Source organism: Paenibacillus sp. FSL H8-0457 (assembly GCF_038051935.1).
GTDB lineage: Bacteria > Bacillota > Bacilli > Paenibacillales > Paenibacillaceae > Paenibacillus_AQ > Paenibacillus_AQ lautus_A.
Genome location: NZ_CP150293.1, coordinates 303,773 through 322,575 on the forward strand (window position 1 = coordinate 303,773; position 18,803 = coordinate 322,575).

Here is an 18,803-nt window from a genome sequence, read left to right on the forward strand (position 1 = left end):
GGCGATTCAGCTTGGACTGTACTTCCTTGGCAATTTTGAGCGTCTTGCCTTCCGGTCTCTCCTTGCCTTCGGCATCTTGAAAAGCAATCAGGACATGACGAACGCTAATGTTGGTATAGTCCTTAAAACTTCACAGCTAACAGATCAGCTATCATCCGCAACGTAGGATTCGCCAAATCAAACGTGCATACGGTACATGTGGCAAACTGTCCGCACTGCTGGATGTTTGGGTGATGGCGGCACTTTAATCAGTCCCACCCGTTACGTACTCATTTCAAGGCCGATGAACGGCCAGCAATCATATCGGTATTGGATCCAACCATTTCTAGTTGATGAGGTGAATGGCATGAGAGAAGCAGTCATAGTATCCCTTGCTCGCACCCCGGTGGGGAAGGCGAAGAAGGGCAGTTTTGCCCAGACGCGCGTAGAGGATCTCGGCAAAGCCGTACTGGAAGCCGTCATTGAGCGTGCGCCGGGCCTGAAAAAAGAGGACGTCGAGGACATTATCCTCGGCTGCGCGATGCCGGAAGGCGAGCAGGGCCTTAACGTTGCACGGATTATCTCGTTGTATGCGGGTTATCCGGTCACGGTGCCGGCCTTGACCGTCAATCGCTTCTGTTCGTCCGGACTTCAGGCGATCGCTTTTGCTGCGGAACGCATTATGCTCGGCCATGCCGAGGTCATCGTCGCCGGCGGCGTCGAGAGCATGAGCCATGTGCCGATGACCGGCTTCAAGCCGGCACCGCATCCGACGATCGTCGAAGAGATGTCGGAGGTTTACATCGGCATGGGCCATACGGCGGAAGAGGTAGCGCGCCGCTTCGGCATCACCCGCGAGGCGCAGGATGCCTTCGCGGCCAGCAGCCACCGCAAGGCCGCAGCCGCTATCTCCGAAGGCAAGTTCCGGGACGAGATCGTACCGGTGAACGTAACGCTGGCTGCCGCCGATGAGCAGGGCAAAGTGCGCAGCAAAACCTTAGCCATCGATACGGATGAAGGAGTTCGTCCGGACACAACACCGGATGTGCTGGCCAGACTGAAGCCGGCCTTTGCCCTCGGCGGCTCGGTTACCGCGGGCAACGCGTCGCAGACGAGCGACGGCGCGGCGGCGGTAGCCGTCATGAGCCGCGAGAAAGCGGAGGAGCTGGGCCTTACCCCGCTGGCTACCTTCAAATCGTTTGCCCTGGCAGGCGTGGAGCCGGAGATAATGGGCGTCGGCCCCGTCGAAGCGATTCCGAAGGCGCTGCGCATGGCGGGCATCGAGCTGGATCAGGTGGATGTGTTCGAGATTAACGAAGCGTTCGCTTCGCAATGCCTCCACATCATCCGCGCGCTGGGGATCGACGAGAGCAAGGTCAACGTCAACGGCGGCGCCATTGCGCTTGGCCATCCGCTCGGCTGCACCGGCGCCAAGCTGACCGTCAGCCTCGTCTCCGAGCTCGCCCGCCGCGGCGGCGGCTACGGCGTCGTGAGCATGTGCATCGGCGGCGGCATGGGCGCAGCGGGAGTGTTCGAGGTGCACGCAGCCGGGGCGTAATTGCCTCTTCCGTAGGAGTCGTAACTCGTTCGTTATTGAAATAAATCTTGCTAAATGACAGCCGCAGGGAAGAAGCCTCCTTCTTGACTGGGGGAGAGCTGGAGCAGGTCCCGAGGAGGGAAATGTGGCCCGCCAAGGTCACCAGGGTCGACAGCCAATCCAAGCATGCCCCGGACCACGCATCGTGCGCACGGGGAGCAGTGCGCACGATGTACCCGTGTCCGCTCCGTACACGGACCGGACACGGCACCACTCACTCCATCCACAGGGGAGTGCAATGATAGCCGGAGTAAGGTGTTGAACTAGGAGATTCATAGTGCACGCCAACCTAGCGGAGAGGGCGGAATTGTACTGGAGAAGCAGCAGCGGTCGCCTTTGAGTTTGGATTTCTACTATAGATCAATTCATTCCCGGAAATCCAAACTCAACAGCGATCGGAAGTACAATCCGCACGCGGAGCGCCAATATTGCGCCGGAGTAACACATACACCATCTATGATCAACCAGCAAGTTCGCAACCTAGCAACACCAAGGCCACCATTGCACTCCACCTTATTCCAATTCCGAAAGGGGAAACCAATCATGAGCGATAACCAAACCAAAGAACCGAAAATCAAAGGCGGCAGCTTTGTCATCGACAATCCCGACATGCAGCGCCTCCTGACACCGGAGGATTTTACGGAAGAGCATCGCATGATCGGCGAGACGGTGCGCGATTTTATTGACGGCGAAGTCGTGCCGCACGATGAAGAGCTGGAGAAGCTGAATTACGAGATGACGGTAGACCTGCTTCGCAAAGCAGGCGAGCTGGGCCTGCTCGGAGCCGATGTGCCGGAGCCGTTCGGCGGGATCGGACTGGATAAGGTCAGCTCTACGATTATTAACGAAAACTTGGCGAAGGGATCGTCCTTTGCGCTTTCCTTCGGGGCTCATGTGGGCATCGGAACACTGCCGATCGTGTTCTTCGGCACCACCGAGCAGAAGCAGAAGTACCTGCCGGATCTCTCGACCGGCGCGAAAATCGCGGCTTATTGCTTGACGGAGCCGACCTCCGGCTCGGATGCGCTGGGCGCCAAAACGACGGCACGCCTGTCCGACGACGGGGAGTATTATATTTTGAACGGATCGAAGCTATATATAACTAACGCCGGATTTGCGGATATCTTTATCGTCTACGCCAAGATTGACGGAGAGCACTTCACCGCGTTCATCGTTGAGAAGGAGATGGAAGGCTTCACGCTCGGGCCGGAGGAGAAGAAGATGGGCATCAAGGGCTCGTCGACGCGTCCGCTCTTCTTCGAAGACGTGAAGGTACCGAAGGAGAACCTGCTTGGCGAGATCGGCAAGGGCCACCGGATCGCCTTCAACATCCTGAATATCGGCAGGTACAAATTGGCAGCCGGCACCGTCGGTGCAGCGAAGGAATCGATCGAGCTGAGCGCGAAATATGCTAACACCCGCAAACAGTTCGATACGCCGATCTCGCAGTTCCCGCTCATGCGCAAAAAGCTGGCCGACATGAACATCACCGCTTTCGTGATGGAGAGCATGGTGTACCGTACGGCAGGATTGCTGGACGAAGCGATGCAGGACATCGATTACAACAGCGAAGATGCAGGCATCCATTCGGCAGCCGCGATCTCCGACTATGCCATCGAATGCTCGATCAACAAGGTGTTCTGCTCAGAAGGACTCGATAACGTGGCAGACGAAGCGGTACAGATTCACGGGGGCTATGGATATATCCAAGAGTACAAAGTGGAACGCATCTATCGGGACTCCCGCATCAACCGCATCTTCGAAGGCACGAACGAGATCAACCGGCTCCTGATTCCGGGCACGCTTGTGAAGAAGGCCATGAAAGGCGAAATTGCACTCCTGCTAAAAGCGCAAGGCCTCCAGGGTGAGCTGCTGCAGCTGGTACCTGGTCAAACCTTCGAAGGCACGCTGGAGCAGGAAGCGCACTTTCTGGACATGAGCAAGAAGATTTTCCTCCTTGCAGGCGGTATGGCGGTACAGAAGTTCGGCACAAAGCTGGAGAAAGAGCAGGAGGCCTTGTCCAATCTGGCGGATATGATGATTGATATTTATGCCCTCGAGAGTGCGCTGCTGCGTACCCGCAAGCAAATCGAACGCACCTCCGAGGAAAAAGCAGCCAGCATGATCGAGATGACGCAGGTGTTTGCATACGAGGCGTTCCAGCGCATTGAAGCACTCGCGAAAGAGACGCTGGCCTCGGTGGAAACCGGGGATATGCTGCGCATGCAGCTGTCGGTGCTCAAGAAACTGACACGTTGCACGCCGGTTGATACGGTGGCCCTCAAGCGAAGCATCGCAGCCCGCGTGGTCAAGAACGAGCGGTACACGGTGTAACACGCATCAACGCCAATACGATGCGTAAGTAACCTCAAAAGAGAGAGATTTTTCTTGGAGTAGGAAAGAAGGAGCATTCCTTAGGAAAGGGTTGGTTTTGTATGGATACAAAGCCTTGGCTGCCGTTTTATCCGCCCGAAGTAGCCCCCGCTTTTGATTATCCGAAACAGAATTTGGCACTATTTCTTGTAACGTCGGCGCAGAAGTTTCCGAATCGTCCGGCCCTGTATTTCATGGGAAAGGCGATCAACTACAGAAGTCTGCTGGATGCGTCCTACCGGATGGCGAACGCGCTCCGCAGCAAAGGGATTAAGAAGGGCGACCGGGTAGCGATCATGCTGCCCAACTGCCCGCAGGTCGTTATTTCCTATTATGGCGTGCTGCTCGCAGGAGCCGTGGCCGTCATGACCAACCCGCTCTATATGGAGCGGGAAATTGCGCATCAGATGAAGGATTCCGGTGCCAAGATCATCATTACGATGGATATGTTCGTATCCCGCGTTGAAAAAGTCATCGAGGAGACGGAACTGGAGCATATGATCGTCACGTCCGTGGCGGATTATCTGCCATTCCCCAAGAATCTTCTCTACCCGATCAAAGCCAAGAAGGAGGGCCCTCTTCCGGTCGTCGACTATGGAAGCCGCGTCCATGCTTTCAAAAAGCTGCTTGCTGGCGCGCCGAATGATCCCGTCTGCGAATCCGTGAAAGCGGAGAAGGATTTGGCCCTGCTACAGTATACAGGCGGCACGACCGGCGTTCCCAAAGGCGTCATGCTGACGCATATGAATCTGATCGCCAACACCGTGCAATCCGCAAACTGGTGTTTTCAGGTGGAGGACGGAAAGGAGCGGTATTTAGCCGTTCTGCCGTGCTTTCACGTGTTCGGTCTGACCGTGCTGTTGAACCAGGCGATCTATCGTGCGGGCATGCTGATATTGGTACCGAAATTCGAAGTGGCGATGATCCTGAACCTGATCAAAAAAATGAAGCCGACACTCTTTCCGGGCGCCCCGACCATGTATATCGCGCTGATAAATCACCCGCGGATAAAGGAATACGATCTGTCTTCGATCAATGCCTGCGTCAGCGGCTCTGCCGGGCTTCCGGTCGAGGTGCAGGATAAGTTCGAGGAGTTGACCAAAGGTCGGCTGATCGAAGGCTACGGCCTGACCGAGGCGTCCCCGGTTACCCATGTGAATCCGATATGGGGGAGGCGGAAGATCGGCACCATCGGCGTCCCCGTTCCGGATACGGACGCGAAGGTCGTGGATCCGGAGACGGGCGAAGAAATGCCGGTCGGCGAGCCTGGCGAGCTGATCGTGAAGGGACCGCAGGTGATGATGGGGTACTGGAACCGGCCGGAGGACACGTTCGACACGCTCCGCAACGGCTGGCTGTTCACGGGCGACATGGCTACGATGGACGAAGAGGGGTATTTTACGATCATCGACCGCAAGAAAGACATGATCATTGCAAGCGGTTTCAATATTTATCCTCGGGAGATCGAGGAAGTGCTGTATGAGCATCCGTCCGTGAAGGAAGCCGTCGTGGTCGGAACGAAGGACGATTATCGCGGCGAAACCGTGAGAGCTTATATTGTACTGAAGGATGGCGCGTCTCCGGACCCTTCGGGCCTGGAGAAGTTCTGCCGCAGCCAGCTGGCAGCCTATAAGGTGCCGCGCGAGTACGTGTTCCGCGATTCGCTGCCAAAGACGATGGTAGGCAAGGTGCTGCGCCGCAAGCTGCTGGAGGAGGAAGAGGAAGGCAGAACGGGCTGAAGCGAAAGAACGGCCGCGGCAGGCACGACCGACGATTCATGTTATCCCGCAGGAATGGATACAGTATCTAACAACGTCAGAAGAAAAAAGGAGGCGGCCTGATGAATCATACCAATGTCAACCCCGACGCGAAGGCCGAACAGCCGGCATTCGACCGGGAGGCGTACATCGAGGACATGACCAAAGCGGCAGAGCCCACCTTCTGGGGATATCTTGGCTGCAAGCTTGCGTCAGCCAGCTCGGAGGCGGTTGTTGTCACGCTGGATGCGCAGCCTCATCATATGAATATGATGGGCATCGTGCATGGCGGCGTACTCTCCTCGCTGATGGATAACGCCATGGGCATTGCCGTCATGCTGGAGCGTCCCGGCGAATCGACGGTGACAAGCAATCTGAACGTGCATTTTGTCATGCCGGCCAGGGCCGGGGTCCTTACGGTTACGGCAAACATCGTGCATCAGACGCACCGTTCGGTCACGACGGAATGCAGGATAACGAATGATAAGGGCGAGTTAGTCGCGATCAGCACAGGGTCGTTCCGAGTGAAATAATGCAGCTTTCTAATGCCAAGAAACGGATGGTCTGTCATCTCAGCAGGGGGCAGGCCATTTATTTTTTGGCGAGAGCGAATCATGGTGCTGCCGGATATAAAGCGTCTGTCCATGCCGCCAATCGACGATGTTAGGCGACTTCCAACCGGCTAGCCGATCAGATTTTCTGTCGGGATTGTTCTCCGCACTTCTTGTCAGGCCACTAAAGCTGTGGTACAATAAGAATGCTGTTTTTCATGTAGAATCTAGAATGTCTCTTAAGATCATAAATTTAGATGTTTACATACGTAGGAGGTGGAAGTCATGGTTGTATTTTTTGAAGTATTGCTCGTTATTTTCTCCATCGGGTTGATTACTGTCGTTCTTCTCCAAAAAGGGAAAAGCGCAGGTCTTGCCGGTGCCATCTCCGGCGGTGCGGAACATCTTTTTGGTAAAACGAAGGCTCGCGGTATGGATCTCGTACTGCAGCGTACAACGGTAGGTCTTGCAGCAGGATTTATGATTTTGGCCATCGTTGTTGCCATGTTGAAATAACAATTGCGTTACCCTCGCTTTTTCACTCTTGGAAGAGCGGGGGTTTTTTATTGCCTGAATTTCGGATTACATAGGTAAGGGCGGTGTTCGGAAGGATACCGGGGATTAAATTCGTGTATACTAGGGTATGAGTATATAAAGGTAAAGAATGGATAGAGGAACGATGAAATTGCAGGTTCCCGAGGTGATAACATGATAACTGAAGAAACATTACTGAACTTTATGCGGGAAACTGCATACAAACCGATGACGTACCAGGAGCTGGAGCAGCATTTTGCGATTGAGGATGCCCATGAATTCAGAGAGTTCCTGAAGCTGCTGAATGAACTTGAGCAATCCGGAAAAATCATTCTGACGAGCACCGAGCGTTATGGCGTGCCGGAACGGATGTCTTTGCTGCGCGGACGGCTGCAGGCCCATGCGAAGGGTTTTGCTTTTCTGATTCCCGATGACCGCGAGCATCCGGACGTGTACATTCATGCTAATGACCTGAAGAGTGCGATGAATGGAGATACCGTGCTGGTTCGGATCAGTTCAAAAAGCAGCGACGGCGGCAAAATGGAAGGCGAAGTGGTCCGCATCGTGACGCGCGCCGTTACCCAGGTGGTGGGCGTGTTCCAGAACCATGAAGCTTATGGCTTCGTGCTGCCGGATGACAAACGGATTAACCGGGATATTTTTATTCCGAAGCATGCGATCAACGGCGCTGTTGACGGCGTGAAGGTCGTCGTGAAGCTGGTGAGCTATCCGGAAGGAAGAGCTGCCGCGGAAGGCGAAGTAGTGGAGATTCTGGGTCACAAGGATGATCCGGGTGTCGACATCCTGTCCATTATCCGCAAGCATCAGCTGCCGGAGGGCTTTCCGGAGGAAGTGCTGGCCGAAGCGGACGCAGCGCCCGATGCCATCACGGAAGAAGAGATTATGCAGCAGGGCCGCCGCGATCTGCGTGGTCTGAACATCGTGACGATTGACGGCGAAGATGCCAAGGACCTGGATGATGCGGTCAACGTGGAGCGTCTGCCGAACGGGAATTACCGTCTGGGCGTTCATATTGCCGACGTAAGCTACTACGTGCGCGATCGGTCCGAGCTGGATAAGGAAGCGTATAACCGCGGCTGCAGCGTGTATTTGGTGGATCGGGTCATTCCGATGCTCCCACATCGCTTGTCTAACGGCATATGCAGCTTGAATCCGCAGGTGGATCGTCTGACGATGTCCTGCGAGATGGAATTCAATGAGCAGATGAAGGTCGTGAAGCACGACATCTTCACCAGTGTTATCCGCACGAAAGAACGGATGACGTACAACAATGTGCGCAAAATTTTGGTGGATGAGGATCCCGAGCTGATCGAGCGCTATGGCGATCTCGTGGAGGATTTCCGCTTGATGCGCGAGCTGGCCCTGAAGCTGCGGAACCGCCGGATGCGCCGGGGCGCGGTGGATTTCGACTTCGTGGAGTCGAAGGTCATCGTGGACGAGAACGGCAAACCGGTGGATATCGTCAAAAGAGAGCGTTCCATTGCGGAGCAGATCATTGAGGAATTCATGCTGGCGGCCAACGAAACGGTGGCGGAGCATTTCCACTGGATGAAGGTTCCCTTCATTTATCGGATCCACGAGGATCCGGATCAGGAGAAGCTGCAGAACTTCATGGCGTTTGCGGCGAATTTCGGGCATCACGTGAAGGGACGGGGCAATGCGATCCATCCGCGCGCCCTGCAAAACCTGCTGGAAGCCATTCAAGGCACGAAGGAGCAGACCGTCCTCAGCACGATGATGCTCCGTTCGATGAAGCAGGCGAAATACGATGCGGAGAGCACGGGTCACTTCGGCCTCGCCGCGGAATACTATTCTCACTTCACGTCCCCGATTCGGCGGTATCCCGATCTGGTCATTCACCGGGTCATCCGGGAAGTGCTGGAGAGCGGCGGGTCGCTGAATGAGAGCCGTCATGAGCAGCTGGCCGGCCGGATGGCCGACATTGCGCAGCAATCCTCGGAACGCGAGCGCGTAGCCGTGGATGCGGAGCGCGATACGGAAGCACTCAAGAAGGCCGAGTTTATGCTGGATAAGGTCGGTGAAGAATTCGAAGGCATTATCAGCAGCGTCACCAGCTTCGGCATGTTCATCGAGCTGGAGAACACGGTCGAAGGCTTAATTCGCCTCAGCGCGATGACCGACGATTATTACCATTTCGATGAAGGCCATATGGCTCTCATCGGGGAGCGTACGTCGAAGGTATACCGCATCGGCGACGATGTGAAGGTTCGCGTGGCGAACGTGAACATGGATGAGCACACCATCGATTTTGAGATGGTGGACATGAAGCCGCGCCGCCAAGGGCGCGGCGAAGGCGACCGCGGCGGCAATGGCGGCCGCGGGTTCGGTGCCCGCGACGGCGGAGGCCGCGGGGGCAAGGGCCGCGGCGGTAAACGCGGCGCGGCTGAAGGCGGCGCGCCAGGCGGGCGCCGCAGTGACAGCGCCGGCGGCCAGGGCGGCCGCGGCAAGCGCGGCGGCGAGGTGGCCGCTGGAGCAGCGGGCACTGCCGCTGGAGCTGGCGCTGGCGAGCAGCAGGCGTCGAACTTCGCCTTTGGCTCCGGCAAAGGCGGATACAGCTCCGCCAGCGGCGGCGCCCTCGGCTTTGACCGCAACGCGCGCTCCGGTGGCGCTGGCGGGAAGAACCGACGCAAGAAGACGTCGGGCAGCGGCATTTTTATAGGCGAAGGTCCAACGCCGGGCGGCGGTAATGCTGGAGGTAACTCCGGCGGCGGTGGCCGCAAACGGAAGAGCAAGGGCGGAAACGGCACGGCCGCTTTTGTCCGTAAGAAGAAAAAGTAACATTCTCCTCCTGATCTGTCGCTGGATGCGCTTGCCCCACCTTGCTTTTGGAGGCTGACGTTTGATACAATGGACTTCTGGTGAGATTGCATATTGGCGGTCTGCCGGAAGTCCTTTTTCCATTATCATTGTTGATGACAAGGGGTGAGACCATGGGTAAGAAAAGTGACGGGAAGGTTCTGGCCCAGAACAAAAAAGCTTCCCATGATTACTTCATCGAGGATACGTATGAAGCCGGGATGGTGCTGACCGGAACGGAGATCAAATCCATACGGAACGGCCGTGCCAATATTGGAGACGCGTTCGCAACCATTCGGAATGGTGAGATTCATATCCATAACATGCATATCAGCCCGTTCGAGCAGGGGAACCGTAACAATCCAACTGATCCAACGCGGACACGGAAGCTGCTGCTGCACAAGGAGCAGATCCGCAAGCTGCTGGGCCTGTCCAAGCAGGAAGGCTACGCGATCGTACCGCTAAAGATTTATATCCGTAACGGCTATGCGAAGTTGTTGCTGGGCCTCGGTAAAGGTAAGCGTCAGTACGACAAGCGCGCCGATGCCGCCAAGAAGGATGCACAACGCGATATCCAGCGTGCACTGCGCGAGAAGCAGAAGATTGCAAGGTAATTACGGTTATCCGTGGCATGTCGTTTAAGAAATCGGCATCATGTGTAATGAACGTTGTGGGATGGCAGCTTTTAGCTGTGTTACCTGCAATGTATATATCATTTTGATATCAAGTGTGATATACTAAGTGATGTAAGAGAGATCAATAAGATCTTTGACAATCAGCATACAGCTTGCGTATTCCTTTCTTGGAGGGAAAGAATGCGCAATAGATGGACTGCTATGACTGAATACATTCTTTGATTTAATCCGATAGCCCTTTTTGGCAGGAACGCCAAGGTGCGAAGCACCGGCATTTCTCCAACTTAAGGGGGCGTTTTTGGATTCGACGGGGATAGTTCGGGCATGAGTAGCGGGTAGTGGGGACGCGTCCACTTCATCAACGCTAAAGCCAATTAAACGGCAAACAACAAAACAACTACGCTTTCGCAGCTTAATAACCTGTGAGCGTGCTCTCGCTCTGTATCGCCCATGTACCGGGATGAGGGCTCAACTTTAGTGGGATACGCTGTCTAGTCTCCGCCTGGGGCTAGCTGAAGAAGACAATCAGGCTGACCTGAAGGGAATCCGGTGACAGGGAGTTCCTAGGGTGACATCAAATCTGTCACTACACCCGTAGAAGCTTGTGTTGTCGTTATCTTCGGACAGGGGTTCGACTCCCCTCGCCTCCATACATACCATCATAAAGCGACCGTCTTAGGTCGTTTTTTTGCGTTTTCTTATGCGTTGTGCTGTAAAACTTCGTGATTGCTCGGGTTTTGTTGATTGTGATGATGAATTAGTAATGTTGAAGGTTTTAGACTAGAGAACAGTACAATAATAGATGTAAGAGGTTGCTAAAAATAAAATGGAATTAAAGGAATTTGGCGATAAATGTAGAATCTTTTACTAACCGATCTGGCTGCTAGCAACATACAGATCACCTGGAGGGAAATTTCATGTCTTGGAATTCAGAGGCGGAGTTTGTACAGTCCTTCCTCTCGTCTACAGGCTTTCTTAATCGTTCAAGCAAATATGATTATGAGGTATGGACAGAAGTAAGGACGGGGTTTGGCAGACCAGATGTCCTTATAGTTGAATATAAATCCAGCGTACTTAAGGAACGCCGCGAGTGTGATCAGGAATCTTTATCAATTCCATTATCCACAAAAACGGCTTTTGCTCTTTCATACTTATCGACTTGTCGTTGGGTTAGAAAAGAAAGTCTTGGGCGATTTCTAAATATAACGCCTTCGCAACTAATATCTGTCGTACAAGAACTTCAAAAGCGAGGACTTGTTGAAGTTAAGGATCATTTAATAAAGCTCAAACCAAAGTCTGAAATATTAGCTGTCAAACGTGTTAGGGTGTTTGAAGCAAAATTGACTCATTGGATGGATGCCATAGAACAGGCAGAAAGACACCTTTGGTTTACTAACGATTCATATATTTTAATGCCTGAAGTTGAAGGGAAGAAAATCACTTCGATTACACATGAATGCGGTAAACGTGGAATTGGATTGAGTTTCTTTAATGAAGCGAAAGGGTTTAATACTGTAGTTAAGCCTGCCCAATCAGGCTTGCAGAATTCGCCTATGCTATGGCAAATTAATGAGAAGTTAGTTGGAGGTGCCCGTGAGCGAGAACTTATTTACAGTTAATTCTATCGCTTTGTCCCAAGTTTTCCCCGATGTTGTCTTTGAGGCCAAGTTAGGTGAAGGTGGACAGAAGTACGTATACAGAGCACGTACGCAGTCTGAAGGGCTTGTAGCCTTTAAAATAATTAAATCTAACCAGCAGAACGAGAGAACAATTAGAGAAATCGACGCAGCATCTAGTTTTTCTCCACCGAGGTTTCCGCAAATATATAGATATGGTAATGCAAATGTTGCAGATTTTGATGTTGTCTTCATTGTAGAACAATTTATTGAAGGAGTTAGTCTTAGAAACCGGATTAATCTTGGTCCAATTAGCGAAGAAGAAGTGTTAAAAATTGGATCGGATTTATTGCTGGCGTTAATAGAAACTTCAAAGAAAAATCTAGTGCACCGCGACATTAAGCCTGAAAACATTATTATTAGTAGTGATGTTGGTGCTGTTTTGCTCGACTTTGGAATTGCCCGCCATCTTGATCTAAACAGCCTAACACAGGATGTTGCCATGTTCGGACCAATGACACCGGGTTATGCTGCACCCGAGCAAATTAATAATGAGAAGAGAAGTATCTCAGTCAGAACTGATTTATTTGCATGGGGAATATTAATGTATGAGATGTTATCTGGATTTAATCCTTTTACTCAGGGGTGTAGAACCTCCTCTGAGGCTATAATCAAAACATTAAAGTATGAGCCAGAGTTACTACGGGATTGCAATTCAGAGTTATCGAGAATTATTAGCTGGTGTATGAGAAAGTCGGCTCATCGTAGACCACCTAGTCCGAACCATGTATACGAATTACTAAAGGGGGTAGTGCTATGACAAGCTTCTACTTACAACAAGGACATGGAATGCTTTCAATGAATAAAGAGTTCGTAGAAAAAAACTTTGGTACAGGGGTAATAATGTCCCCAAGAAATTGCACCAGAGAACAAATTGAACGTCATGCCAATGAATTGCATGAGAGAAATGTGGCGGTTCTGTTCGATCCTCAATTCTATCAACCACGGACAGAAAGAGAGAATATTTTAAATTATCCTTATTGGAATGATCTAAGTTTTGAGACGTTTGAATTTGCAACGAGAGGCGCAACAGAGTTGTGTAGCGGCGTAGTTACATATCAGGTAGAGCAACTGAATGTCTCTGAGATAATACTACCAGGTCGATTCAGCAATGTAGTTTCTGAAGATTGGTTAGATACTCAATACGCGTTTGCAGATACGGCTAATTCAATGCATACAGGAAGGCAAGTTTATTCGACAGTTGCAATTGGACCCGATGTTGTAAGAGACAGAAATGCATTTGATCGTCTTTTAAATGAGGTTGTTAGTTACCCTGTAGATGGGATTTACTTTATTGTACAATCACCACGCGACTTTTTAGTTAACGATGAAGTGTTTTTATATAACATTCTCGATGGCTTGTTGAGTATCCGGCTTTCAAATAAAAAAGTCTTATTAGGATATGCTAATCAACAAAGCTTAGCTTACAGTGCTGCAGGAATAACAGGTTTTGCGACAGGTAACTTTCGTAATGTACGTTCATTTAATCCGGATACATTTGATGTTCAGGAACAAACTGATAGACAAAGGGCAACTTGGTATTATGACGGAAACACACTCTCTGAATTTCGTTCACAAACACTTGGATTGGCATATCAGCGAGGACTTTCTGGTAGATTTGGTCCGGTAACTGAATATAGTAGTTCATTACTTGAGGCTGCAAATCCGGCGATTGTACCTTGGAGAGAACCGCTTGCCTTCCGTCACTATTTAACGGTAATAAATCGTCAGTGGTCGGAGGTGTTTAATATACCTGAGTCGCAAAGAGTTAGCTATGTTATAGAACTAATCGAACACGTTGGCGAGCAACTTGCTCAACTCGAACGTGATGGTGTTAGGCTTGGAGACAGGTCATTTAAACAGGTAGTTGAACCTACTCTTAATGCATTGGTGTCATTTAAGGCGGATAGACAACATGACATTGATATGTTAAGAGGTTGAATTAACAATTCTACATAAGGATTATATCACGCTGGTAGATAAGTGCTAGATACGATAGTACTAATACGCATTACCTAAAGGGGAGCTACAAGCTTGTTTCAAAAACCATCTAAAATGATGCCTGTAAGAGAATTCTGGTTTTTATTTGTAATATCTTTGCTTATACTAGTCACAATTAATGTGCTGGCGGTTTTATTTGGTACGGACAAGACAGCTGGTGCAGTGCTAAACTTCACTGCCACTGCAATTTCAATTGTATTAGCAGTTATAGCTATTTTAATCACATTACTTGATATCGCAGGACAAAAAAATAGTGTTCATCAGTTAGCTGAATTATCACAGGAACTCCAAAGTTCATCTGATAATATAAAGGATCGTATTAATGAAGTAGCAGAGTTGAAAAATGAGTTCCTAAAAAGCATAACTGAAAATGAAGCTTTTCGTAAGGAGATAATTAGTCAGTTAGAAGAACTAAAGGCAGATATGAACCCCTCAAAATACAAGAATAAAGATGATAGTCAAAAGGACGATAATAACAGTGAATTTGTTAATGAAAAGTTAAATAAAATAATTGAAAATTTACATAAAAACAAGTCATTTACCTGGTTTACTAAAATAAGAATTAGAATACATGATGTTTCTAATTTTTCGTACCATCGCTTTTATCAAAGTATGGGGTTCGTAGCACAATCATTTAATGCGAAATATTTGATTAGAAATGTAGGAAATAAACCAAGGACATATGAGATACAATTTGATGAATTTTTGAAAAGGGACGAGCTAGAAGCTGCAATCTCCGGCATTGATGAAAATGGAGTCTTAGAAGTTTTTGATTTTGATACAATATTTTAATATTTCCTTCATCACGAGCTAGCGGAGGCAGGGACGCGTCCACTTCCTCAACGCCAAAGCCCATAGTAACTGGCAAACAACAAACTTCTTACTCTGTAGCAGCTTAATAAGCTGCACGCGATGCTCTCGCTCTGCGTCGCCCATGTACCGGGATGAGGCCACAACTTTAGTGGATACGCTGGCACATCTCAGCCTGGGGTGTTCTGAAAAAGACAATGAGGTTGTGGATTTTTGCTGTGTTCGGTTAAAAATGTAGAATCCTTAGCTATAAGTTTGCAAAGCAAGACACCTTACTCAAAGAGTGTCAAATGCACGTTATGCTGAAGAAGGGCCTAGAGGTCCTTCTTTTTTTGCTTTCTTTTTTCTGACATTTGTCATAACCGGCTTGTGACAACCCACACTAATTGATTCTCGCGCTTTTTCATTATAATGAGGACATCAAGTAACGAAAGAAGAAATTAGCGGAGGTTAGGACAAAATGACAAAGGCGATTGAATGTATAAATCTAGTGAAGAAATTCGGTGACTACTGTGCCGTTGATCATATGAATCTATCATTTGAGAAAGGTCAAATATCAGCATTGCTCGGACCGAATGGGGCAGGCAAGACAACAACCATTTCCATGATACTCGGAATGATCAAGCCAACATCAGGAGAAGTCAGGGTCTTGGGGATGCCGTCCGGCACAAAAGAATTGCGGCAGCGTGTTGGAGCGCTTTTGCAGGATGTTAAAGCAGCAGATGGACTTACGGTGAAAGAAGTGCTTCAATTGTTCCGCAGTTATTATCGTAATCCGATGTCGCTAGAGCGATTGTTAGACATTTCGGGTCTCCACGCGGATCAGAAACGACGTGCATCCTCGCTGTCTGGAGGACAACGTCGTAGATTAGCTTTCGCCCAAAGCTTGGCGGGAAATCCAGAGCTTCTCCTGCTTGATGAACCAACCGTCGGAATGGATATCGAGGCTCGTGGCCGCTTTTGGGACACCATCCAAGCGCTGGCAAATGACGGACGTACGGTACTCTTAACTACACATCATTTAGATGAAGCTGATGCTGTCGCAGATCACATCGCACTCATCGCCAGGGGACAGGTTGTTGCGGAAGGGACTCCAGAACGTTTAAAGGCTCAAACAGCGCTTAGAACCGTTTCATTTCGAGCGGCGAACGCGCCAGCCCAGCAGGAATGGCTCACATTACCTGGTGTAGAAAAGGCAGAATGCAACGGCGAGCGAATTCGTCTGTATGCTCAAGAGACCGATGTATTGTTATTTACACTGATGCAGTCTGAATGGGGAATTTCAGATATTGATATACAATCCGCCAGTTTAGAAGATACATTCCGAAGTCTTACAGGTTCACATAAACCAACGATTATACGATAATAAACATTTTTAGGAGGAAAATAGCCATGTTACATATGTTTGTTGCCCAGACCAAAGCAGAAAGTATACGAATTATCCGCAGTCCATTTTTCTTACTCTTCTCCATTGCGATGCCGCTTGCTTTCTACTTTTTATTTGCGAGTATGAATGGGGTAGATCAATCGATTCAATCAACAACTTGGGGTGTCTTTTCATTGATGTCAATGACTGCATTCAGTTTGATTGGTACAGCCGTATCTCAATTCGGCATCCGTCTATCGTTCGAGCATCAAGACGGGTGGGTACGCTTGTTGAAGCTAACTCCACTATCTCCTGCAGTCTGGATTGGCAGCAAAATCGTATCGCAAATGGCTGTTCACTTAATCGTCATTGTAGTTATATTTTTATCTGCTGGTCTTGTTCATGATATACAATTGACAGCCGGGCAATGGATTTTATGCGGATTATGGTTATGGATTGGGAGCATATCTTTTCTGGCGCTTGGTGCCTTGTTAGGAACGCTTAAAAATGCGAATACCTCCGTTGCCATCGGAAATGTATTACAGATGGGGCTTGCCATTGTGGGGGGGCTTTGGATGCCGCTTAGTACTTTGCCAAGTTGGATGGGCTCGGTCGGGGAATGGCTACCATCTCACCGTTATGCCAATGGGGCATGGAATATGATCGCTGGAAAAAATCCAGCAAGTATCGATTTCATAATTTTGACAGGATGCGGTCTCCTCTTTATGCTACTATCAATCTATATATATAATCGACGGGATGCGGTCTAATTGAATAGAGAAAAGTGGCGTCTCTTTCCAAAATCGGAAGGAGTCGCTCCTTATATTTTGTTAACAAATTTAATGATACCCATGTACTTTTTACTCTATGAGTCATCAAGTATACAGTGGCTTGGCTTTGTTCTGTTAGGCATATTCGTTCTATCGTTTCGACAATCCTACTTTTATGCGAAGTGGGCCACGCCAATATTGATCGTTCAGGTGGGTATACTATTAATTTTAGCAGCTGTATTTCACCCTATGTATACGTTTATGGGTTTTATGATAGCTGCTCCGCTGAGCAAACAAAAGCTGCCGATATTACTCTCTATAACGATCGTTTTCACTGTAGCTATGGGATTTATTGCTGTTCCTTACTTGGATCGGATGGGCAGCCTAGTATGGATAGGGCTGGTGCCTATGTTTGGCATCTGTATTCTGCCGTATATTATTCGAACGTCGACCAGATTTCAACAGAAGTCTGCTCGGCTGCGGGCAGAAACTGCTGAACGAATGGCACAGCAGGAGGAGCGCCAGCGGATCGCACGTGAATTACATGATACATTGGGACATACGCTGTCATTAATCGCACTAAAAGGCGAGGTTGTTGAGAAATTGGTCAATCGTCAACCCGAGAGAGCGATAGAAGAGGCTCGTGAAATACGAGAAACGGCACGCGCAGCCTTGAAACAAATGCGAGAATTGGTTACGGAGATGAAAGTTACATATCTCGCTGACGAATATAAGCATGCTGTATCGTTATGTTCAGCAGCGGGCATACCGCTTTTATTTCAATATCAATCGATTTCAGATCCCAGACCTTCTAATGTAGGGACGGAAGACGCTTTTGTGAACAATCCGCTTCCGTTAACACCCTTGCAGGAGACGATCTTGGCGATGTGTTTTCGGGAGACGATTACAAATGTGGTTCGTCATAGCCGAGCAACAAGTTGCAGCGTTCTTCTCGACATTCAGGAAGGGGAAGTTCGTGTATCTGTACGTGATGACGGTATTGGGGCAGATACGGAACAATTCTATACTAGCAGTAATGGCCTCGCCGGTTTACGGCAACGGTTGGTTATGATCGATGGTCGTATGTCGCTGTCTTCGTCCCCAGGCAAGGGGACGGAAGTCACCTTACATATACCTAGGGTAATACGAAATGAAAAGGTAGGTAGTGCTTAGATGATTCGTATTGTTTTGGCAGAAGATCAAAAGTTATTAAGGGGAGCACTGGCAACGTTACTCTCGTTAGAAGATGATATTGAAGTAGTCGGTCAAGCTGAAAATGGGGAAGAAGTGATGTCCATGATTCAGCAATATGAACCCGATGTAGCTGTTCTGGATATTGAGATGCCACTGAAAACGGGGTTAGATATTGCGGAATTAATTCAAAAAAATAAGTCAGCTTGTCGTGTCATCATCTTGACGACATTCGCGCGACCTGGATATTTCCAGCGGGCTATGCAGGCAGGAGTTTATGGATATCTTCTTAAAGATACGGGCAGTGAGGAACTGGCTGATGCGATTCGTCGGGTCTATGATGGGAAACGTGTCATCAATTCAGAATTGTCGCTCGCGGTATGGGATGATCCATGTCCATTATCACCCAGGGAACGTGAAGTCATGAAGTTGGCTGCCCAAGGCTTAGTTCTTCAAGATATTGGAGCGCAGCTGTTTCTATCCTATGGAACGGTACGGAACTATATGTCAGAGGCGATTGGGAAGCTCGGGGCGAATACACGGATTGAGGCAATCGATATCGCACGTAGCAAGGGATGGTTGGATTAAGGAGAACTCCGAGATATGGTGGTGAGCGGATCACCCCATTCAAGGGATGATGCAGCCTAGGGAGCTTCTAAGCTCTCTGCTGTTATGAGGTGGAATGATCTAAGTAGGATAACGGTGAGTTACCAGTTATCTCATTT

15 protein-coding genes and 1 other RNA gene are annotated in these 18,803 nt (G+C 49.7%); all 16 read left to right on the forward strand.

What is annotated here, in order from left to right; all coding sequences use genetic code 11:
- Positions 1-346: 346 nt before the first annotated feature.
- The 16 genes from MHI43_RS01425 to MHI43_RS01500 all read left to right on the forward strand — a co-directional run bounded on the left by MHI43_RS01425 (position 347) and on the right by MHI43_RS01500 (position 18,666).
- Positions 347-1,537: an acetyl-CoA C-acyltransferase gene (locus tag MHI43_RS01425; protein WP_012818493.1), complete on the forward strand. Its 1,191-nt coding sequence runs from the start codon at positions 347-349 to the stop codon at positions 1,535-1,537.
- 582 nt (positions 1,538-2,119) lie between these two features.
- Entirely contained in the window at positions 2,120-3,910 is a 1,791-nt protein-coding gene (locus tag MHI43_RS01430) for an acyl-CoA dehydrogenase family protein (protein ID WP_036664876.1), read from the forward strand.
- 101 nt (positions 3,911-4,011) lie between these two features.
- Entirely contained in the window at positions 4,012-5,688 is a 1,677-nt protein-coding gene (locus tag MHI43_RS01435) for a long-chain fatty acid--CoA ligase (protein ID WP_036664875.1), read from the forward strand.
- Positions 5,689-5,789: 101 nt separating this feature from the next.
- Positions 5,790-6,239, forward strand: a complete 450-nt coding sequence (locus tag MHI43_RS01440; RefSeq protein WP_012818496.1) for a PaaI family thioesterase — start codon at positions 5,790-5,792, stop codon at positions 6,237-6,239.
- 303 nt (positions 6,240-6,542) lie between these two features.
- Positions 6,543-6,773, forward strand: a complete 231-nt coding sequence (gene secG, locus MHI43_RS01445; RefSeq protein WP_009593367.1) for a preprotein translocase subunit SecG — start codon at positions 6,543-6,545, stop codon at positions 6,771-6,773.
- A 192-nt stretch (positions 6,774-6,965) separates the two neighbouring features.
- Positions 6,966-9,611 carry a ribonuclease R gene (gene rnr, locus MHI43_RS01450; RefSeq protein ID WP_036664874.1) on the forward strand — a complete coding sequence of 882 codons (2,646 nt, stop codon included), beginning with the start codon at positions 6,966-6,968 and terminating at the stop codon, positions 9,609-9,611.
- Positions 9,612-9,763: 152 nt separating this feature from the next.
- Positions 9,764-10,243: an SsrA-binding protein SmpB gene (smpB, locus tag MHI43_RS01455; RefSeq protein WP_036664873.1), complete on the forward strand. Its 480-nt coding sequence runs from the start codon at positions 9,764-9,766 to the stop codon at positions 10,241-10,243.
- Positions 10,244-10,552: 309 nt separating this feature from the next.
- Positions 10,553-10,917: a transfer-messenger RNA gene (ssrA, locus tag MHI43_RS01460) on the forward strand.
- 264 nt (positions 10,918-11,181) lie between these two features.
- A complete protein-coding gene (locus MHI43_RS01465; RefSeq protein ID WP_036664872.1) occupies positions 11,182-11,883 on the forward strand; it encodes a hypothetical protein in 702 nt (233 codons plus the stop codon).
- Positions 11,858-12,700 (forward strand): serine/threonine-protein kinase, encoded by an 843-nt coding sequence (locus tag MHI43_RS01470; protein ID WP_036664871.1) that lies wholly within the window; start codon positions 11,858-11,860, stop codon positions 12,698-12,700. The genes MHI43_RS01465 and MHI43_RS01470 overlap by 26 nt, the downstream gene beginning before the upstream one ends.
- Complete coding sequence (locus MHI43_RS01475) at positions 12,697-13,881, forward strand: hypothetical protein (protein WP_200868626.1); 1,185 nt, start codon at positions 12,697-12,699, stop codon at positions 13,879-13,881. Before MHI43_RS01470 ends, MHI43_RS01475 begins: the two co-directional genes overlap by 4 nt.
- A gap of 93 nt (positions 13,882-13,974) precedes the next feature.
- Positions 13,975-14,733, forward strand: coding sequence for a hypothetical protein (locus MHI43_RS01480; RefSeq protein WP_036664870.1), 759 nt, complete (start codon positions 13,975-13,977; stop codon positions 14,731-14,733).
- Between the two features lie 478 nt (positions 14,734-15,211).
- Positions 15,212-16,117 carry an ABC transporter ATP-binding protein gene (locus tag MHI43_RS01485; protein ID WP_036664869.1) on the forward strand — a complete coding sequence of 302 codons (906 nt, stop codon included), beginning with the start codon at positions 15,212-15,214 and terminating at the stop codon, positions 16,115-16,117.
- Positions 16,118-16,143: 26 nt separating this feature from the next.
- On the forward strand, positions 16,144-16,887 hold the full coding sequence (locus MHI43_RS01490; protein ID WP_036664867.1) for an ABC transporter permease: 744 nt from the start codon (positions 16,144-16,146) through the stop codon (positions 16,885-16,887).
- Positions 16,888-18,060 carry a sensor histidine kinase gene (locus tag MHI43_RS01495; protein ID WP_036664866.1) on the forward strand — a complete coding sequence of 391 codons (1,173 nt, stop codon included), beginning with the start codon at positions 16,888-16,890 and terminating at the stop codon, positions 18,058-18,060.
- Positions 18,061-18,666 (forward strand): response regulator transcription factor, encoded by a 606-nt coding sequence (locus tag MHI43_RS01500; RefSeq protein ID WP_036664865.1) that lies wholly within the window; start codon positions 18,061-18,063, stop codon positions 18,664-18,666. It begins immediately after the preceding gene.
- The last annotated feature ends 137 nt before the right edge of the window (positions 18,667-18,803 follow it).